At 72.6% G+C, this 14804-nt stretch carries 16 protein-coding genes and 1 pseudogene; 3 read left to right on the forward strand and 14 right to left on the reverse strand.

What is annotated here, in order from left to right:
* Positions 1-65 precede the first annotated feature (65 nt).
* Positions 66-1079: pseudogene (locus ACIGEZ_RS31050) on the forward strand (helix-turn-helix transcriptional regulator).
* On the opposite strand, the gene ACIGEZ_RS31055 reads toward ACIGEZ_RS31050, so the two are convergent.
* The 4 genes from ACIGEZ_RS31055 to ACIGEZ_RS31070 all read right to left on the reverse strand — a co-directional run bounded on the left by ACIGEZ_RS31055 (position 997) and on the right by ACIGEZ_RS31070 (position 5878).
* A complete protein-coding gene (locus tag ACIGEZ_RS31055; RefSeq protein ID WP_399837736.1) occupies positions 997-3192 on the reverse strand; it encodes a HelD family protein in 2196 nt (731 codons plus the stop codon). The pseudogene ACIGEZ_RS31050 and the gene ACIGEZ_RS31055 sit on opposite strands and share 83 nt — an antisense overlap.
* A gap of 68 nt (positions 3193-3260) precedes the next feature.
* The gene (locus ACIGEZ_RS31060; RefSeq protein ID WP_399837892.1) at positions 3261-3905 is read right to left on the reverse strand and encodes a TetR/AcrR family transcriptional regulator; all 645 of its coding nucleotides are present in this window, start codon (positions 3903-3905) and stop codon (positions 3261-3263) included.
* Positions 3906-3912: 7 nt separating this feature from the next.
* Positions 3913-5163 (reverse strand): GNAT family N-acetyltransferase, encoded by a 1251-nt coding sequence (locus ACIGEZ_RS31065; protein WP_399837739.1) that lies wholly within the window; start codon positions 5161-5163, stop codon positions 3913-3915.
* Between the two features lie 76 nt (positions 5164-5239).
* On the reverse strand, positions 5240-5878 hold the full coding sequence (locus tag ACIGEZ_RS31070) for an ABC transporter substrate-binding protein (protein WP_399837742.1): 639 nt from the start codon (positions 5876-5878) through the stop codon (positions 5240-5242).
* 139 nt (positions 5879-6017) lie between these two features.
* Between ACIGEZ_RS31070 and dtd the strand changes: the two genes are divergently transcribed.
* A complete protein-coding gene (dtd, locus tag ACIGEZ_RS31075) occupies positions 6018-6443 on the forward strand; it encodes a D-aminoacyl-tRNA deacylase (protein WP_399837745.1) in 426 nt (141 codons plus the stop codon).
* Positions 6444-6525: 82 nt separating this feature from the next.
* Here the strand turns inward: dtd and ACIGEZ_RS31080 are convergent, their stop codons facing one another.
* The 6 genes from ACIGEZ_RS31080 to ACIGEZ_RS31105 all read right to left on the reverse strand — a co-directional run bounded on the left by ACIGEZ_RS31080 (position 6526) and on the right by ACIGEZ_RS31105 (position 11462).
* Positions 6526-7491 (reverse strand): YgfZ/GcvT domain-containing protein, encoded by a 966-nt coding sequence (locus ACIGEZ_RS31080; RefSeq protein ID WP_399837749.1) that lies wholly within the window; start codon positions 7489-7491, stop codon positions 6526-6528.
* A 9-nt stretch (positions 7492-7500) separates the two neighbouring features.
* Complete coding sequence (locus ACIGEZ_RS31085) at positions 7501-7983, reverse strand: Fur family transcriptional regulator (RefSeq protein ID WP_399837752.1); 483 nt, start codon at positions 7981-7983, stop codon at positions 7501-7503.
* A 46-nt stretch (positions 7984-8029) separates the two neighbouring features.
* The gene (locus ACIGEZ_RS31090; RefSeq protein WP_399837755.1) at positions 8030-8602 is read right to left on the reverse strand and encodes an FABP family protein; all 573 of its coding nucleotides are present in this window, start codon (positions 8600-8602) and stop codon (positions 8030-8032) included.
* Positions 8603-8842: 240 nt separating this feature from the next.
* On the reverse strand, positions 8843-9853 hold the full coding sequence (locus tag ACIGEZ_RS31095) for a hypothetical protein (protein ID WP_399837758.1): 1011 nt from the start codon (positions 9851-9853) through the stop codon (positions 8843-8845).
* Entirely contained in the window at positions 9850-10653 is an 804-nt protein-coding gene (locus ACIGEZ_RS31100; protein WP_399837761.1) for a hypothetical protein, read from the reverse strand. The genes ACIGEZ_RS31095 and ACIGEZ_RS31100 overlap by 4 nt, the downstream gene beginning before the upstream one ends.
* Positions 10650-11462 (reverse strand): hypothetical protein, encoded by an 813-nt coding sequence (locus tag ACIGEZ_RS31105; protein WP_399837763.1) that lies wholly within the window; start codon positions 11460-11462, stop codon positions 10650-10652. The genes ACIGEZ_RS31100 and ACIGEZ_RS31105 overlap by 4 nt, the downstream gene beginning before the upstream one ends.
* A 123-nt stretch (positions 11463-11585) precedes the next feature.
* Here ACIGEZ_RS31105 and ACIGEZ_RS31110 point away from each other — a divergent pair, with 123 nt between their 5' ends.
* A complete protein-coding gene (locus ACIGEZ_RS31110; protein WP_399837766.1) occupies positions 11586-11948 on the forward strand; it encodes a DsrE family protein in 363 nt (120 codons plus the stop codon).
* 32 nt (positions 11949-11980) lie between these two features.
* Here ACIGEZ_RS31110 and ACIGEZ_RS31115 read toward each other — a convergent pair whose 3' ends face one another.
* The 4 genes from ACIGEZ_RS31115 to ACIGEZ_RS31130 form a co-directional block, all read right to left on the reverse strand.
* Positions 11981-12244 carry a DUF3099 domain-containing protein gene (locus tag ACIGEZ_RS31115; protein WP_399837769.1) on the reverse strand — a complete coding sequence of 88 codons (264 nt, stop codon included), beginning with the start codon at positions 12242-12244 and terminating at the stop codon, positions 11981-11983.
* Positions 12245-12376: 132 nt separating this feature from the next.
* Positions 12377-12664, reverse strand: a complete 288-nt coding sequence (locus ACIGEZ_RS31120) for a DUF1416 domain-containing protein (RefSeq protein WP_399837772.1) — start codon at positions 12662-12664, stop codon at positions 12377-12379.
* Positions 12665-12721: 57 nt separating this feature from the next.
* Positions 12722-13567, reverse strand: a complete 846-nt coding sequence (locus ACIGEZ_RS31125; RefSeq protein ID WP_399837775.1) for a sulfurtransferase — start codon at positions 13565-13567, stop codon at positions 12722-12724.
* Positions 13568-14071: 504 nt separating this feature from the next.
* Positions 14072-14761, reverse strand: coding sequence for a DUF2993 domain-containing protein (locus ACIGEZ_RS31130; RefSeq protein ID WP_399837778.1), 690 nt, complete (start codon positions 14759-14761; stop codon positions 14072-14074).
* Between the last annotated feature and the right edge of the window lie 43 nt (positions 14762-14804).

Below are 14804 nucleotides of genomic sequence, written 5' to 3' on the forward strand. Positions count from 1 at the left end.
CCACCCGGTCCGCTCCCTGACCCGAAGCCCACCCGTCGCGGGCGGCGAGAGGTCACCATGGCCGCATGAGAGCCGATCGACTCGTCGCCGCCCTCCTCTTCCTGCAAGGGCGCGACACCGTCACCGCCGCCCGACTCGCCGCCGAACTGGAGGTGTCGGAGCGCACCGCGCGCCGCGACCTCGAAGCGCTCGCCGCCGCCGGCGTCCCCGTCTACTCCCAGGCGGGCAAGGGCGGCGGCTGGCGTCTCGTCGGCGGCGCCCGGACCGATCTGACCGGCCTCACCGCCCCGGAGGTCCGCGAACTGTTCCTCCTCACCGGCGCCGCCACCGACCCCGCCGCCGCGGGCCCGCAGACCCGCGCCGCCCTGCGCAAGCTCGTCCGCGCCCTGCCCGCTCCCCTGCGCCCCGGCGCCGAGGCCGCCGCCCGGGCCGCGGTCACCGACGGCACCGACTGGGCGGGGGCGGGAGCCGAACCCGCCCTGCTCGGCGCCCTGCGCAAGGCCGTCGTCGACGGCGTGCAGGTCCGCATCGGATACGGCCGGCCCGGACGGCCACCGAAGGAGCGGCTGGTCCACCCGCTCGGCATCGCCGCCAAGACCGGGGTGCCCTATCTGGTGGCCGGCACCGAGGACGGGCTTCGTACCTTCCGCGTCAGCCGGGTCGGCTCCGTCACCGAGACCGGCGAACCCGTCGTAAGGCCCGCGGACTTCGACCTCGCCACCGCCTGGCGCGCGCTCGCCGGCCGCATGGAGGACCGCATGGTCGCCGCGACCGTACGGGGCCGGGCGGCGCCCGGCACGGAAGGCGTCCTTGAGGGCCTGTTCGGCGGGCGGCTGCGCTAATGGGCGCGCGAGCCGGGCGGCGGCTGGAGCACCATCGAGGTCGACGGTCCCTCCCCCGAGATCGTCGCCGCCCAGGTCGCCGGTCTCGGCGCCCGTGTCGAGCTCCTCGCGCCGCCCGAGGCCCGCGCGGCCCTCGCCCGCATCGCCGCCGAGCTCAGGGACGTATACGGGCCGACGCCAACGCCTCCGGCAGCGGCTCCCGGTGCACCAGGTCGAGCCGCGACACCGCCCGCGTGAGCACCACGTACAGCCGGTGCAGCCCGCGCGGCTCGGCCGCCACGATCGCGGCGGGCTCGGCGACCACGACGTGGTCGTACTCCAGGCCCTTGCTGAGCGAGGCCGGGACGACGGAGACCCGACCGTCGCCGGCTCCGTCGGAGCCGGGTTTCCCGAAGGACTCCCCGACGGACTCCCGTAGGGGGTCCGCCAACGCGTCCGGCGCGATCACCCCCACCGAGCCCTCCTCCTTCAGCGCCCGGCGCACCGCCTCGGCCACCCCCTGCGCCAGGTCCGGCACCTGACGGATCGTCACCGCTCCGCCCGCGCGCAGCGAACGCCCGGCCAGGACGTCCGCGCCCAGCTCCGGGAGCAGCCGGTTGGCGAGCTCGACGACGGCGGCCGGCACGCGGTAGCCGGTGGTCAGGGGCACGACCGGGGCGTCCGGCTTGCCGAGGTGGGCCAGCTGTTCGCGCCAGTCGCGCGCCGCCCAGGGCGTGGTGCCCTGGGCGAGGTCGCCGAGCACGGTCAGGGAGCCGAAGTCCGCGCGGCGCGCGATGGCCCGGCACTCCATGGGCGAGAGGTCCTGGGCCTCGTCGACGACGAGGTGCCCGTATCCCTTGGGGCGTTCGATCAGGCCGGCCAGCTCGTCGAGGAGGACGAGGTCGGCGGCGCTCCAGCGGGCGCTGCGGTACGAACGCGGGGGCTTCGCCCAGCGGATCGCGTCCCGTTCCCCGGAGCTGAGCAGCGGATCGGCGGGCGGCTCGGCGAGGAACGTGGCCAGGACCTCCTCCGGAGTGACCTTGGGCCAGCACGCGTCGACGCAGGCCTTCACCGGCCGGGCCCGCTCGATCCAGCGCACCCAGGCGGCGCCGAGCGTCCCGGCCCGCCGCTCCGCCCGGAGCCGCAGGGCCCGGACGATCCGGGCGCGGACCCGTTCCCGGCCGGTGGCGTAGGGCGGGGCCTCCTGCCGCACCGCCGCGACGATCGAGGCCAGCTCGTGGGCGGGCACCCGCCAGCGGTACGAGCCGTCGGGGACGGCCAGGTCCTCGGCGGGCGCCGGGTCCACCCGCGCGTACAGCGCCCGGCGCAGCACCTCGGCCATCCGGGCGTCGTGCTTGATCAGGGCCGCGGCCTCGCCGTCCTCGGCGCGTACCTCGTGCCGCGCGATCTCCTCCTCGACGGTCGACTGGCGCACGCCGGTCTCGCCGAGGGCGGGCAGCACCTCGGAGATGTAGGAGAGGAAGGTGCGGTTGGGGCCGAGGACGAGGAGCCCGGAGCGCTGGAGGCGCTGCGGGTGGGTGTAGAGGAGGTACGCGGCGCGGTGGAGCCCGACGGCGGTCTTGCCGGTGCCGGGGGCGCCCTGCACGCAGAGCGAGTCGGCGGGCCCTGAGCGTACGAGCGCGTCCTGCTCGGGCTGGAGGGTCGCGGCGATGTCCCGCATGGGTCCGACCCGGGGGCGCTCGATCTCACCGGCGAGGATCGAACCGGGGCGGGCTGGATCGGGGCGGCGGGCTGGATCGGTGACGGCGACGCCGGCGGTGGCAGCGTGATTGGCGTCGACGCCGGCGATGGCAGCGTCAGTGGCGTCGACGCCGGCGGTGGCAGCGTCAGCGATGGGGGCGTCGGGGGTGGCGCCAGCGGTGGCGGCGTCCCTGGCCGCGACGGTCGCGCCGCCGACGGCGGCGGCGGTGAGCCGCTCGTCCTCCAGTGCCGTCAGGTCCTCCGACGCCCCGAGGCTCCCCGGCGCCCAGCCGAACCTGCGCCGCCGGACGACACCCTGCGGGTCCTTGGGGCCCGCCTGGTAGTACGCGCGGGACACCGGCGCCCGCCAGTCGACGACGAGCGGCGGGGCGGACGGGTGCTCCGCGATGCGGCGGCGGCCGATGTGGTGGATCTGGCCGTCCTCGCGGTCGAGGCGGCCGAAGAACAGCGGCCCCGGCGGCAGTTCGCGGAAGACCTTGGCGCGGCTGCGCAGGTGGTAGCCGAGGGCTTCGGCGTCGGCCCCGGAGGCGGCGGTGTCCTCGCCGGTGACGACCTGTTCCTCCACGTCCTCGGTCATCCGGGCGAGGGCGGCACGGCAGGCTTCGTGGTGGGCTCGTTCCTGGTCGAGGTCATGACGGAGGGACTTCATGCGTCCAGGATAGACGAAAAGCGTTACCCGGTTAAGTTTTTTACCCGGTCACCACACGGCGGCCCGGGTCACCCGTACGGCAGCCCCTCCCGCAAGGTCCGGAACGCCGCCTTCGTCGCCTCCACCGCGTCCCCGTACACCGCGTCCGCGCTCTCCCCCGCCGCGATCCTGCGTACGTTCTCCTCGGCGAGGATCCGCAGCACTGCCGCGATCTGTCCCCCGGCGAGCCGGGCCCGGAGCGGGTCTCCCCCCGAAGCCCCGGCCAGCGCCTCCCCGAGGGCCGACTCCGTCCGGCCGATGTAGCCGTAGAGGCGGGCCACCAGCGCCGGGGTGCCGAACACCAGCCGCTGGAAGGCGAGGACGACGGCCACGTCGCACAGGCCGGTGACGGGGTCGCGCCGCTCCAGGCCGTCGAGGAAATAGGCCTGGAGGGCGTCGAGCGGCGAGGTCCCGGCGGGGCGGCCGGCGACCACCTCCGCCGCCTCCTCCTCGTGGTCGGAGAACCGGTACAGGACCAGGTCCTCCTTGGTCGGGAAGTACCGGAACAGGGTCGGCTTGGAGACCTCGGCGGCCGCCGCGATCTCGGCGACCGACACCGCGTCGAAGCCCTTCTCCAGGAAGAGCTCGATCGCCGTCTCCGAAAGCGTCCGCCGCGTCCGCTCCTTCTTCAGCTCCCGCAGCCCGCTCACCCGTGCACCCCTAAGACCTTCCAGCTCCCGATCAGAAGATGTCCATACTCCACGGCCGCAGCGAGGTCCGCAGCAGCAGGTCCGCCCGGGCCGCCGACCCCGCCGTGGCCTCCTCGACCCGGCCGAGCCGCGCGAGCCGTACCGCCGACTCGTCGCCCAGCGACAGCGTGGCGAGCTCCGCCACGTCCAGGACCAGATCGGGCGAGGCGTCCGTCGGCGTGCAGGAGGCCCCTTCGGGCGAGGCGTCGAGCCGGTAGCGCCCGCCCGTGAAGCCGGCCGCGTCCCGTACGTCGAGGACGAGCGTGCCGGAGGCCGCGTACGTCCGGGGCTCGAGGACCTTGGCCACGTCCAGGACCCGCAGCCACAGCATGTCGGCGTGCGTGAGCACCTGGGCCGCCCGCGGGTCGGGCAGCAGCAGCGGCAGGACGTCGTCGGGGGCGCGGTAGCCGGTCCTCACGCGGGTGATCCAGTCGACCGAGCACACGTACCGCCACAGGGCACGCTCGGCGCCCGGGGTGACGGCGAGCAGGTCGCGCACGCTCGCCGTGTTGACCGGCTGCTTGGCGTCGTTCCACCTGTCGTCCGAGGTGTACGCGACATAGCCCTCGACCTCGCCGGCCGCGGACCGGTAGACCGCGTAGAACGGCTCGGTCCACGGCTCCGAGTGGTACGAGTTCCCGGTGCCGACGTCCCACGCGCGGGCGGTCCGGTCGGTGATCCCGGCCCGCTGCGCCGCGAGGCGGCGGTGCAGCGCCGGGCCCTCCTTGCGTATCTCCGCGCCGTCGGACAGGTCGATCCGCCCGCCGCCGTCCTCGGCGCCCGGCCCGGACCAGCGGCGGTCGAACCCGGCGCGGGTCACGTCGACCACCCACTCGGTGCCCCAGTCGGCCACCCCGAAGCCGAACCGCCCGTAGATCGGGTACTCGGCGGCGATCAGCGTCGCGCACGCGTCGCCCCGCTCCTTCGCCGCCGCCAGGTCGTCCGCCATCATCCGGCTGAGCAGCCCGCGCCTGCGGTGGGTCGGGGAGACGGTGACCCCGCTGACCGCGTCGGCGGCGAGGTTCGCGCCGCCGACGGTGCTCAGCTGCTGGTCGAAGGAGTGGAAGGTGGCGACCAGCCGGCCCCGGTCGAAGGCCCCGTACGTACGGGAGAGGTCGGTGTGCGGAAGCCGGTCGGCGACCTCCTCGTCGGGCACCACCGGCGGCCGCAGGAAGCCGACCCGCTTGGCCCGCAGCCACGCGGGGAACTCCGACTCGTCGATCGCGCGCACCTCAGGACTCATCCTTCGAGGCTATGCGGCCCGGCCACGGCCCCGCACGCGAGTTTCCGCGGGGCGCCCAGCAGGTCAGCCCAGCAGGTCAGGCCAGCAGATCGTCGACCTGCGCCTCCCCCTCCCGGTAGCGGCGGGCGATCTCCGCGCTGCAGTCGTCCGCGGTCCGCTGGAGCTGCTGCCGGCGCCGCGACACCTGCTGCTCGTACCCCGCGAGCCGCCCCATCGCCGTGTGCAGCTCGTCGTCCGTACGGGCCGTCAGGTCCGACAGCTCGACCTCCGACAGCATCTCGGCCGCGAGCCGCCGGTACTCCTCGCTGCGCGGCGTCGACAGCGTCACGTGCCGCGCCGAACGCGCCACCGCGCCGGGCCGCGACGGCGTGTCCGCGAGGATCTCCGAGAGCCGGTCGAGGACCGGCGCCTCCGGGTCGCTGCGCCGGGCCAGCTCGGCCCGCAGGATGTCGATCCGGCCCTGCAGCATCCGCCGTACGTAGCTCAGGTCGGCCTCGTCGCCCTGCGCGTCGCGGCGCAGCGCCCGCAGCTCGGGGAGCCGCAGCGCGGCGAGGTCGGGCTGCGTCCGTTCCGGCAGGCGTTCGGACATGCGATCGGGCAGGCCTTCCGGCAGGCCGGGCTCGGCGCGGCGCTGTACGGGCGGCCGCCCGACGGAGCCGGCGGCCCGGGTCAGCGGTACGGGACCGGACGTGTGCCCGGTGCCAGGTGCACTCATGAGAATCGTCCCCTCGACCGGTGCGTAGGCGCACCGCCTGACACGCATGGTGCCACTCGGGCCCCGCCCGACGCAGGCGGTCTGCACCCGTTCGGCCCTCGTTCCGTCAGCCGGTGGGACGATCGGTAGGTTGGTCCGTATGCGAGCTGTGGTGCAGAGGGTCGACGGCGCGAGCGTCGTCGTCGCAGGGGAGACCGTCGGGGAGATCGTCGGCGAGGGGCTGTGCGTCCTGGTCGGGGTGACCCATGACGACACCTCCGAGAAGGCCGCGCAATTGGCCAGAAAGCTCTGGTCCGTACGGGTGCTGGACGGCGAGAAGTCCTGCTCCGACGTGAACGCGCCGCTGCTCGTCATCTCCCAGTTCACGCTCTACGGCGACGCCCGCAAGGGCCGCCGCCCCACGTGGAACGCGGCCGCGCCCGGCCCCGTGGCCGAACCCCTCGTCGACGAGGTGGTGGCGCAACTGAGGGCGCTGGGGGCGCGCGTGGAGACGGGCCGGTTCGGAGCGGACATGCGCGTGTCGCTCACGAACCAGGGCCCGTTCACGGTGCTGATCGAGGTGTAGAGGTGCAGGGCCTCTCCGGCCCTGATCCGCCGGACACGCCCTGGGTCGCCGTCGTGTGCGTCAGGGCGGTACGCGGGCGCCCTCAGGGCTCGACGACGGTCTCCTGCGCGGCCGCCGTGGTCCCCGCGACGAGGTCGGCGTCCACCGGCACGTTCCGCTTCACCAGGGCCAGCGCGATCGGGCCCAGCTCGTGGTGGCGCGCCGAGGTGGTGACGAAGCCGAGCTGGCGGCCCTCGGGCCCGTCCGCGGCGAGCCGGAGCGGCGTGCCGTGGCCCGGCAGATGGACCTCGCTGCCGTCCAGGTGCAGGAAGACCAGACGGCGCGGCGGCTTGCCCAGGTTCTGCACCCGGGCGACCGTCTCCTGGCCGCGGTAGCAGCCCTTCTGGAGGTGGACGGCGCTGCCGATCAGGCCGATCTCGTGCGGGATGGTCCGGTGGTCGGTCTCGAAGCCGAGCCGCGGCCGGTGCGCCTCGATGCGCAGCGCCTCGTACGCGAGGATGCCGGCGGCCGGCCCGTGCGAGCCCGCGAACGCCTCGAGTCCGGCCCGCGGCAGGAAGAGGTCGCGCCCCTGCGCCGTCTCCCGTACGACCACGCCGTCGGGCACGGCTGCGATGGAGCCGGCCGGGAGGTGGACGACGGCGAAGTCGTCGGTGCGGTCGGCGACCTCGACCCGGTAGAAGAACTTCATCGACTCCAGGTACGCGATGAGCTCGCCCTGCGTGCCCGGCTCGACGTGCGCCCAGACCGTCTCGCCGTCGTCGACGAGGTACAGCGCGTGCTCGATGTGCCCGTTCGCGGAGAGGATCAGCGCGTCGGTGGCCTGGCCGGCCGGGAGGTCGCTGACGTGCTGGGTGAGCAGGAGGTGCAGCCAGCTCAGCCGGTCGCCGCCGGTCACGGTGACGACACCGCGGTGCGAGAGGTCGACGAAACCGGTGCCGTCGGCGAGGGTCCGCTGCTCGCGGAACAGGTCTCCGTAGTGCGCGGCGACACCTTCGTCACGGCCTTCGGCGGGGACGGCGCCGGGCAGGGACAGCAGAGGGCTCTTCATGGGAAAAGCCTACGACTCCGGGCCGGTGTCCTTGCCGTCGGCTTTGCCGTCCGCTTCGCCCGCGGCTTCGGCGGCCTTCCGGGCGCAGTCCCGGCACCGGCCGAAGATCGCGAAGTGCTTCATGTCGGTCTCGAAGCCGAAGGTCTCGCGCAGCTTCCCGGTGAACTCGGCCGCCACGGCCACGTCCGCCTCGATGACCTCGGTGCAGTCCCGGCAGACCAGGTGGATGTGGTGGTGCCGGTCGGCGAGGTGGTAGGTCGGCGCCCCGTGCCCGAGGTGGGCGTGGCTGACCAGACCCAGCTCTTCGAGCAGCTCGAGGGTGCGGTACACCGTGGAGATGTTCACGCCGGACGCGGTCTTGCGGACCTCGACGAGGATGTCGTCGGGCGTCGCGTGTTCCAGGGTGTCCACGGCCTCCAGGACAAGCTGGCGCTGGGGCGTCAGCCGGTAGCCGCGCTGCCGCAGGTCGCTCTTCCAGTCGGTGCTCACCACGCCCCCCAGTGTAGGAGGGCGCGGTGCCGATCCCTCGGGAAAGCCCCTACTTGAAGAAGGCGATGCCGTCGTCCGGCATGTCGGGGAGGTTGCGCGCCATCTCGGCGACCTCCTCGGGCGTGACGACCTTCTTCAGGTGCGCCGACATGTACGGCCGCAGCGGGACCTCGGGGGTGGCCTTCTCGCCGACCCACATCAGGTCGCCCTTGACGTAGCCGTAGAGGCGCTTGCCCCCGCTGTACGGCCCGGAGGCGGCGGTGCGCGCGACGGCGTCGGTGGCCATGTCGATCTGCGGCTTCTGGTCGGCGAGCTCGCCGTACCAGACCTCGACGACGCCCTGGTCGCGGACCATGACGACCTCGACCTTGCGGTCCTTGTCGATCCGCCAGTAGCCGCTCTCGCTCTCCAGCGGACGGACCTTGTTGCCGTCGGCGTCGAGCACCCAGGAGTGCGAGTGGTACTCGACGAAGTCCCGGCCGTCGTGGCTGAACGTCACGGACTGGCCGAAGTTGCACTTCTCGGCGCCGGGGAAGTCGGAGACGCCCGCGCCTTCCCACGTGCCGAGGAGGAACGCGAGGGGGACGAGGTCCGGATTGAGGTCGGACGGGATCTCGATCATGAGCAGCTCAGGCGATCTGTGTAGGGGGTTAGCGCTGGCCCTGGTACAGCTTCTTCACGGTCAGACCGGCGAACGCCAGGACCGCAACGCAGACGAGCGCCAGCAGGACTTCGAAGAAAACGATCACTTTGGTGCTCCTCGAATGAGCGATGAAGGCGGAACGGGCCGGACCCCAGCTTAGTGGGCTGGGGTCCGGTGCTCTCGGTGAGGTGGGTCTCGGCGACTCCCGGTCCCGTACGGTCAGCCGAGCAGCTGGTTCTGCAGGGCGACCGTCTGCTGGAACGGGACCTCCAGGGCCTCGCCCTTGCGGGACTGGACGACGAGGCCCAGCGTGTCCCCGGCCTGGACGAAGGCCCAGCGGGTCTGCTCGGGGCCGTACGGCTGCTGCTCGGCGACCGCGTACAGCGAGGTCCCCGAGACGCGGACGTGCGTGCCGAGCGAGTCCGTCTCCGCCTTGAGCACCCCGTCGAGGAGGATCCGGTCGTCGCTGGAGCCGACCTCCAGGGCGTTGTCCTTGAAGTCCTCCGAAAACGCCACCGACTTGAAGCGCAGCAGGTAGACGGCGGCGTGCGTGCCGTCCGGCATGGTCCACGCACGGGCTGCGACATGGCGGGGCGCGGAGTCCGTGAGGGCCTGCTTCAGGTCCGCGCGCTTCTCCTTCGGGAAGACGGTCAGGTACCGGTCGAGGCTGATCCAGCCGCCGTTCAGCTTCGGGTCGGGTGTGGCGCCCGCGGGCGCGGGCAGCAGCAGTCGGCGCAGGTCGGCGTGGTGGACCTCGCCGTCGTTGCCGGTCGTGAACGGGCGCGGAGAGCCCTCCGGCAGCGCCGGGAGGCTGAGCTGCGGATAGTCCCAGCGGCCGTCGCTCTCGGTGGCGAGCCCGGGTACCTCGGTGCGGTCCATCGAGGTGATCCCGGCGGCGGTCCCGGCGCCGGCGGCGGCGCACACGACGACGGCGGCGATCCAGCGGGCGCCGGCCCACAGCGCCCGTCGGCGCCGGTCGGACGAGGCCGCCGCCTTCACGGTGTCCGCCGCCTCGGCCGCCGGGACCGCCGAGCTCTCGGGGGTCACGGCCGGGGTCGCGGCCGGGGTCTCGGCCGGGGTCTCGGCCGGAGTCGCGGCCGGAGTCGCGACCGGAGTCGCGACCGGAGTCGCGACCGGAGTCGCGACCGGAGTCGCGACCGGAGCCTCGGCCGGGGTCACCACCGGGGTCGCGACCGGGGCCTTCTCCTTGTCCGTCAGCTGCTCGCTCATACGTACTCCCCCGGCGACTTGATGTGGTCCAACTGCTTCTTCACCAGCGCGGCGACCGCGGCCTTGTCGAGCGTCGAACCCGCGGCCTCGACGGAGACCAGCAGCTCGGAGTCGTACGCGGAGCAGGTCATCGCCGCGAGCTGGGTCGCGCCCTTGCCGTCGCCGTCTTCCTTGTCCTCGGGGAGGAGGAAGCAGGCAGAGTTCTTGTGCCCGGAGATCTTCGGGCCCTTGGGCAGCTCCAGGATCTTCGCGAGGTCCTGCTCCAACACGAACATGTCGTGGATGCGCCGCTTGTTCTTCATCCGGGTGATCCGGACCGTGACGAGGTGCTGGTTGTCGCGGGAGAGGAAGGAGCGGACGCCGACGCCCTGGACACCCAGGCGGTCGATCCGCTTCTCGTACTCCCGGCGCTTCTTGCCCGAGATCCCGCGCAGCTGGTCCTTGAGGAGGGCCGTGGCCTCCTTCTCGCCGAGTTCGCCGTCGTTGCCGTAGGCACCCGCGTCCGGGCCGAGTCGGTAGCCGTCGGGTACGGGCAGCAGCAGCTTGGCCATCGGGGTGTCGGCGCGGCCACGGTTGACCGTGGTCTCCGCGGGGTCCTTCCCCTCCGTCCCCGAGGCCGGCTCCGCCCAGACCTGGGTCTCGGCGGTGTTGTCGGCCGACGAGACGGTCACGCCGGTGTACGTGATGCCGCCGCCGACGGCCCCGAGCACGAGGACGGCCGGCAGGACGACAGTGAGGGCCTTGCGGCGCCGGCCGGGCCGGGCTGCGGTGGGTGCGACGGTGTCGAGGTCGTCGGTCACAGGCGCTCCAGCTGCTTCTCGGCGAGCGCGCGGATGTCGCTCTTGCTGATCTTCTTCGAGTCGAAGATGTGGATGTCGACCATCACGTCGCCACGGTGGAAGACGGCCCGCGCGGCGTAGAAGTCCAGGTAACCGGCCTTCCGCTCCACCGGGTACAGGTAGTAACGGCCCTCGGCCGTGCCCTTGAGCAGGTCGCCCTCGTTCCCGGCGCCCTCCTTGGCGTCGGGCATGTAGTCCCGCTGGCCCTCGGCGTGCTCGGCCGCGCCGAGCTGGTCGCCGGAGCGGAACTGGACGAGCTCGATCTTGACGGTGCGGGACTGGCCGCTGTCCCACGACGTGGCCGCAGTCCTGCGGATGCCGAGCTCGTTCGTCGACTCGAACATCCACTTCTCGTCGACGTAGCCGTCCAAGTAGTCCGCCACGTCCACCCAGCCGTCGCCCTGCCAGCGCTCGGCGGTCCGCGCTCCGGCCGGCTTCGGCAGCAGCAGTTTCCGCAGGTCCCCGTCGGTTTTCAGGCCGCGGTCGGCGGCCACGGACAGCGGTGTCGGCTCCTGGCCCTTGGGCAGCGGCTTCGCCGGGTACGCGAGGCCGGGCTGGTTGAGGGCCGGCAGCGGGGTGGGCTCCCGCTCGGCCTGGACGCCGTAGCCGACGGCGGTGCCGCCGACGATGCCGAGGACGGCGGCGACGGCGATCAGCGCGACCGTACGGCCGGTCCGACGGCGCTTCGGCGCCCCTTCCGGAACCGGCACCGGCCCGGGTACCGGCGCGGGGTCCGGCGCGGGCGCCGGGGCGTTCTGAGCGGATTCCACCGCTTCTGTGGCTTCCAAAAGAGTCCCCCCACGAGACTAGAAGCGCGGATTCCGTTACCCGCGCGCACACGTGACACGTGGGAGGTGCATGAGGTTGCACGAGGTCGCATTACAGTTCGGCATATGGCGAAGAAGCTCGTGATCAAGGTGACCGCCGGGGCCGACGCCCCCGAACGCTGCTCCCAGGCCTTCACGGTGGCCGCCGTCGCCGTCGCCAGCGGGGTCGAGGTCTCGCTGTGGCTGACCGGCGAGTCCTCCTGGTTCGCCCTGCCGGGCCGGGCGGCCGAGTTCGACCTCCCGCACGCCGCCCCGCTCCCGGACCTGGTCGACTCGATCCTGGCGGCCGGCCGCATCACGCTCTGCACCCAGTGCGCGGCCCGGCGCGACATCACGGAGAACGACGTCCTGCCCGGCATCCGCATCGCGGGCGCCCAGGTCTTCGTCCAGGAGGCGATGGGCGAGGAGACGCAGGCCCTGGTCTACTAGGGCGCCGCCTGGGGTTCCCGCAGGGGCATGCCTCAGGGCTCCCGCTTCTTCTTGCCGTCGAGTTCGTCCCACCACTCGTCCGACTGCTTGTCGCCGCTCGGGTCGTCCCACCAGCGGTCGTCGGGGCCGCGCCGGTTCGCGACCATCGCGGCGATCGGTGGGATGAGCATGGCCACCACGCACATGGCGATGGCCGCGGGCACCGAGAAAAGGCGCACGACGGCCCAGGCGCCCACGAAAAGCACCAGGCAGACGCCCATCATCCAGAAGTAGACGCGTCGTCGCCGTGCGTACACACCTTCAGCGTACGACTGCGGGCCCGACCGCGACAGCGGCCGGGCAGACCGAAGGGCCGTGCCTCAAGCTCCTGGTGATGGCGTCCAACCCCCCAGGGAGGCACGGCCCTTCGGCCGTTCGGTGGTGCGGTGTCAGACCGCGATGGCGACCTCGGCCAGGCCGCCCTGCTGGGCCACGACCTGGCGGTCGGCGGTGCCGCCGGGGATCAGGGCGCGGACGGTCCACGTGCCCTCGGCCGCGTAGAAGCGGAACTGGCCGGTGGCGGAGGTGGGGACCTCGGCCGTGAACTCGCCGGTCGAGTCCAGGAGGCGGACGTAACCGGTGACGGGCTGGCCGTCCTTGGTCACGTAACCCTGGATCGTGGTCTCACCGGGCTTGATCGTCGAGGCGTCGGGGCCGCCGGGCTGTGCTCCACACATGCTGGGAATCCTTACGGTCGAGGTCGAGGGGTACGGGTCTGACGAGGACCCGCGGTCTTACTTGTTGGCGCCGAGCTCGATCGGCACGCCGACGAGGGAGCCGTACTCGGTCCACGAGCCGTCGTAGTTCTTGACGTTCTCGACGCCGAGCAGCTCGTGCAGGACGAACCACGTGAGCGCGGAGCGCTCGCCGATGCGGCAGTAGGCGATGGAGTCCTTCGCCAGGTCGACGTTCTCGTCGGCGTAGAGGGACTTCAGCTCCTCGTCCGACTTGAAGGTGCCGTCGTCGTTGGCGTTCTTCGACCACGGGATGTTGCGGGCGGACGGGACGTGGCCCGGGCGCTGCGACTGCTCCTGCGGGAGGTGGGCCGGGGCGAGCAGCTTGCCCGAGAACTCGTCGGGCGACCGGACGTCGACCAGGTTCTGGGTGCCGATCGCGGCCACGACGTCGTCGCGGAAGGCACGGATCGAGGTGTCCTGGGCCTGGGCCTTGTAGTCGGTGGCCGGGCGGTTCGGGACCTCGGCGCCGTCGACCAGGTCGCGGGAGTCGAGCTCCCACTTCTTGCGGCCGCCGTCGAGGAGCTTGACGTCCTGGTGACCGTAGAGCTTGAAGTACCAGTAGGCGTAGGAGGCGAACCAGTTGTTGTTGCCGCCGTAGAGCACGACCGTCGTGTCGTTCGCGATGCCCTTGGCCGAGAGGAGCTTCTCGAAGCCCTCCTGGTCGATGAAGTCGCGGCGGACCGGGTCCTGGAGGTCCTTGGTCCAGTCGATCCGGATCGCGTTCTTGATGTGGTTCTTGTCGTAGGCCGAGGTGTCCTCGTCCACCTCGACGACGGCGACCTGCGGGTTGTCGAGGTTGGCCTCGACCCAGTCGGCGTCGACCAGGACGTCGCTGCGAGCCATGCTGTTTCTCCTCCGGGGCAGTGTGCGGCGGTTTGTGCGGGGTGGTGCGGGTACGCGCCGTCGCGTGCGGGCGACGGTGGTGCTGCTGCGCAGGGGTGGCCCCGACATCACGTCGTAGGGCCTGAGGAATACGGGAGCAGTGCGTCCCGCTCAGACGGAGCGACAGAGCATGGCGGCGATGCGGCACAGGTCTACTGCCCGCCGCTTCGTGAGATCCGCCTGTCGCTTCATGCCCACGATCGTAGGGACGGACAGGCGGCCGTGTCACCGGTGTGTCGTATTTTGAGACGCGATCGTCCGAAGAGTGAGACCGGAAAGGGGTACGGCCAGGCCCGGGGCACCCTCGCGTGGAGGTGTCCCGTCGGTTTATCTGCGGATCGGACAGGGGTGTCTCAGAATGTGATCTCCGGACCCGTCCACGGCGCTTCTCGGCCGGTCAGGGGCCCTCCAGGGCCGCGTCCCGGACGGTGCTCGGTCCGCGGAGGCCCCGCACCCAGGCGGTGCTCAGCCCGCCAGTACGACGTCCTTGCCGGTCACGCTCACGGTCAGGCCGTCCTCGCGCGCCTCGACCTTCGTCAGCTGCATGCCCTGCGGCAGGCCTTCGATGCGCCGGTCGAAGTCGGTACGCGCCCGCACCAGGCCCTCCAGGCCCGGGATGCCCTCGCCGGGCACCTGGTCGGCCCGCACCCGGATGGTGTCGCCGCCGGCCAGGGTCACCGTGGACAGCACGCTGCGGGTGAGCGTGCGGCCGAGGATCTGCACCCCGCCGGTGACCTTCAGCTTGCCGTTGCCGCCGTACGCGACCTGCACGTCACGGCCTGAGGCCGCGGCCAGGTCCGCGTACGAGATGAGCGCGGTGCCGGTGGCGGAGCCCGCCCTCGCGCTCGTGTACGAGTCGTCCACCGTGACGTCCCGCAGCGCGGCGGTCAGCTCGCCGATGCGGACCGGCCGGCCGCCCGCGGTCGCCTGGACGCCGGTCAGCTTCACCTCGACCTCGTCGAGGCGCTTGTCCGCCACCTGGGTGAGGAACGGGAAGCCCTTGATGTCGACGTCGGTGGACTCCGCCCGTACGGCTCCGAGCCGCACCCGGTCCGCCGCCTCCGACTCCGCGTACGCGACGGCGAGCCGGTCGACGCCGACGAAGATCCCGCCGAGCACGACGGCCAGGATCAGCACAATCCGCAGTGCCCGCATGGTCTGAGTCCCCCTGGTAGGTGGTGCGTGAGGGCCGGTGCCC

The sequence above is a fragment of the Streptomyces sp. NPDC085481 genome, assembly GCF_044541845.1.
Taxonomy (GTDB): domain Bacteria; phylum Actinomycetota; class Actinomycetes; order Streptomycetales; family Streptomycetaceae; genus Streptomyces.

Bases quoted from the DNA above. Each gene is read 5' to 3' on its own strand.
- ACIGEZ_RS31055 (WP_399837736.1), bottom strand. From the start codon at position 3,192: ATGAAGTCCCTCCGTCATGACCTCGACCAGGAACGAGCCCACCACGAA.
- ACIGEZ_RS31070 (WP_399837742.1), bottom strand. From the start codon at position 5,878: ATGAGTGCACCTGGCACCGGGCACACGTCCGGTCCCGTACCGCTGACC.
- ACIGEZ_RS31080 (WP_399837749.1), bottom strand. From the start codon at position 7,491: ATGAAGAGCCCTCTGCTGTCCCTGCCCGGCGCCGTCCCCGCCGAAGGC.
- dtd (WP_399837745.1), top strand. From the start codon at position 6,018: ATGCGAGCTGTGGTGCAGAGGGTCGACGGCGCGAGCGTCGTCGTCGCA.
- ACIGEZ_RS31125 (WP_399837775.1), bottom strand. From the start codon at position 13,567: ATGGCTCGCAGCGACGTCCTGGTCGACGCCGACTGGGTCGAGGCCAAC.
- ACIGEZ_RS31130 (WP_399837778.1), bottom strand. From the start codon at position 14,761: ATGCGGGCACTGCGGATTGTGCTGATCCTGGCCGTCGTGCTCGGCGGG.
- ACIGEZ_RS31065 (WP_399837739.1), bottom strand. From the start codon at position 5,163: ATGAGTCCTGAGGTGCGCGCGATCGACGAGTCGGAGTTCCCCGCGTGG.
- ACIGEZ_RS31095 (WP_399837758.1), bottom strand. From the start codon at position 9,853: ATGAGCGAGCAGCTGACGGACAAGGAGAAGGCCCCGGTCGCGACCCCG.
- ACIGEZ_RS31120 (WP_399837772.1), bottom strand. From the start codon at position 12,664: ATGTGTGGAGCACAGCCCGGCGGCCCCGACGCCTCGACGATCAAGCCC.
- ACIGEZ_RS31090 (WP_399837755.1), bottom strand. From the start codon at position 8,602: ATGATCGAGATCCCGTCCGACCTCAATCCGGACCTCGTCCCCCTCGCG.
- ACIGEZ_RS31110 (WP_399837766.1), top strand. From the start codon at position 11,586: ATGGCGAAGAAGCTCGTGATCAAGGTGACCGCCGGGGCCGACGCCCCC.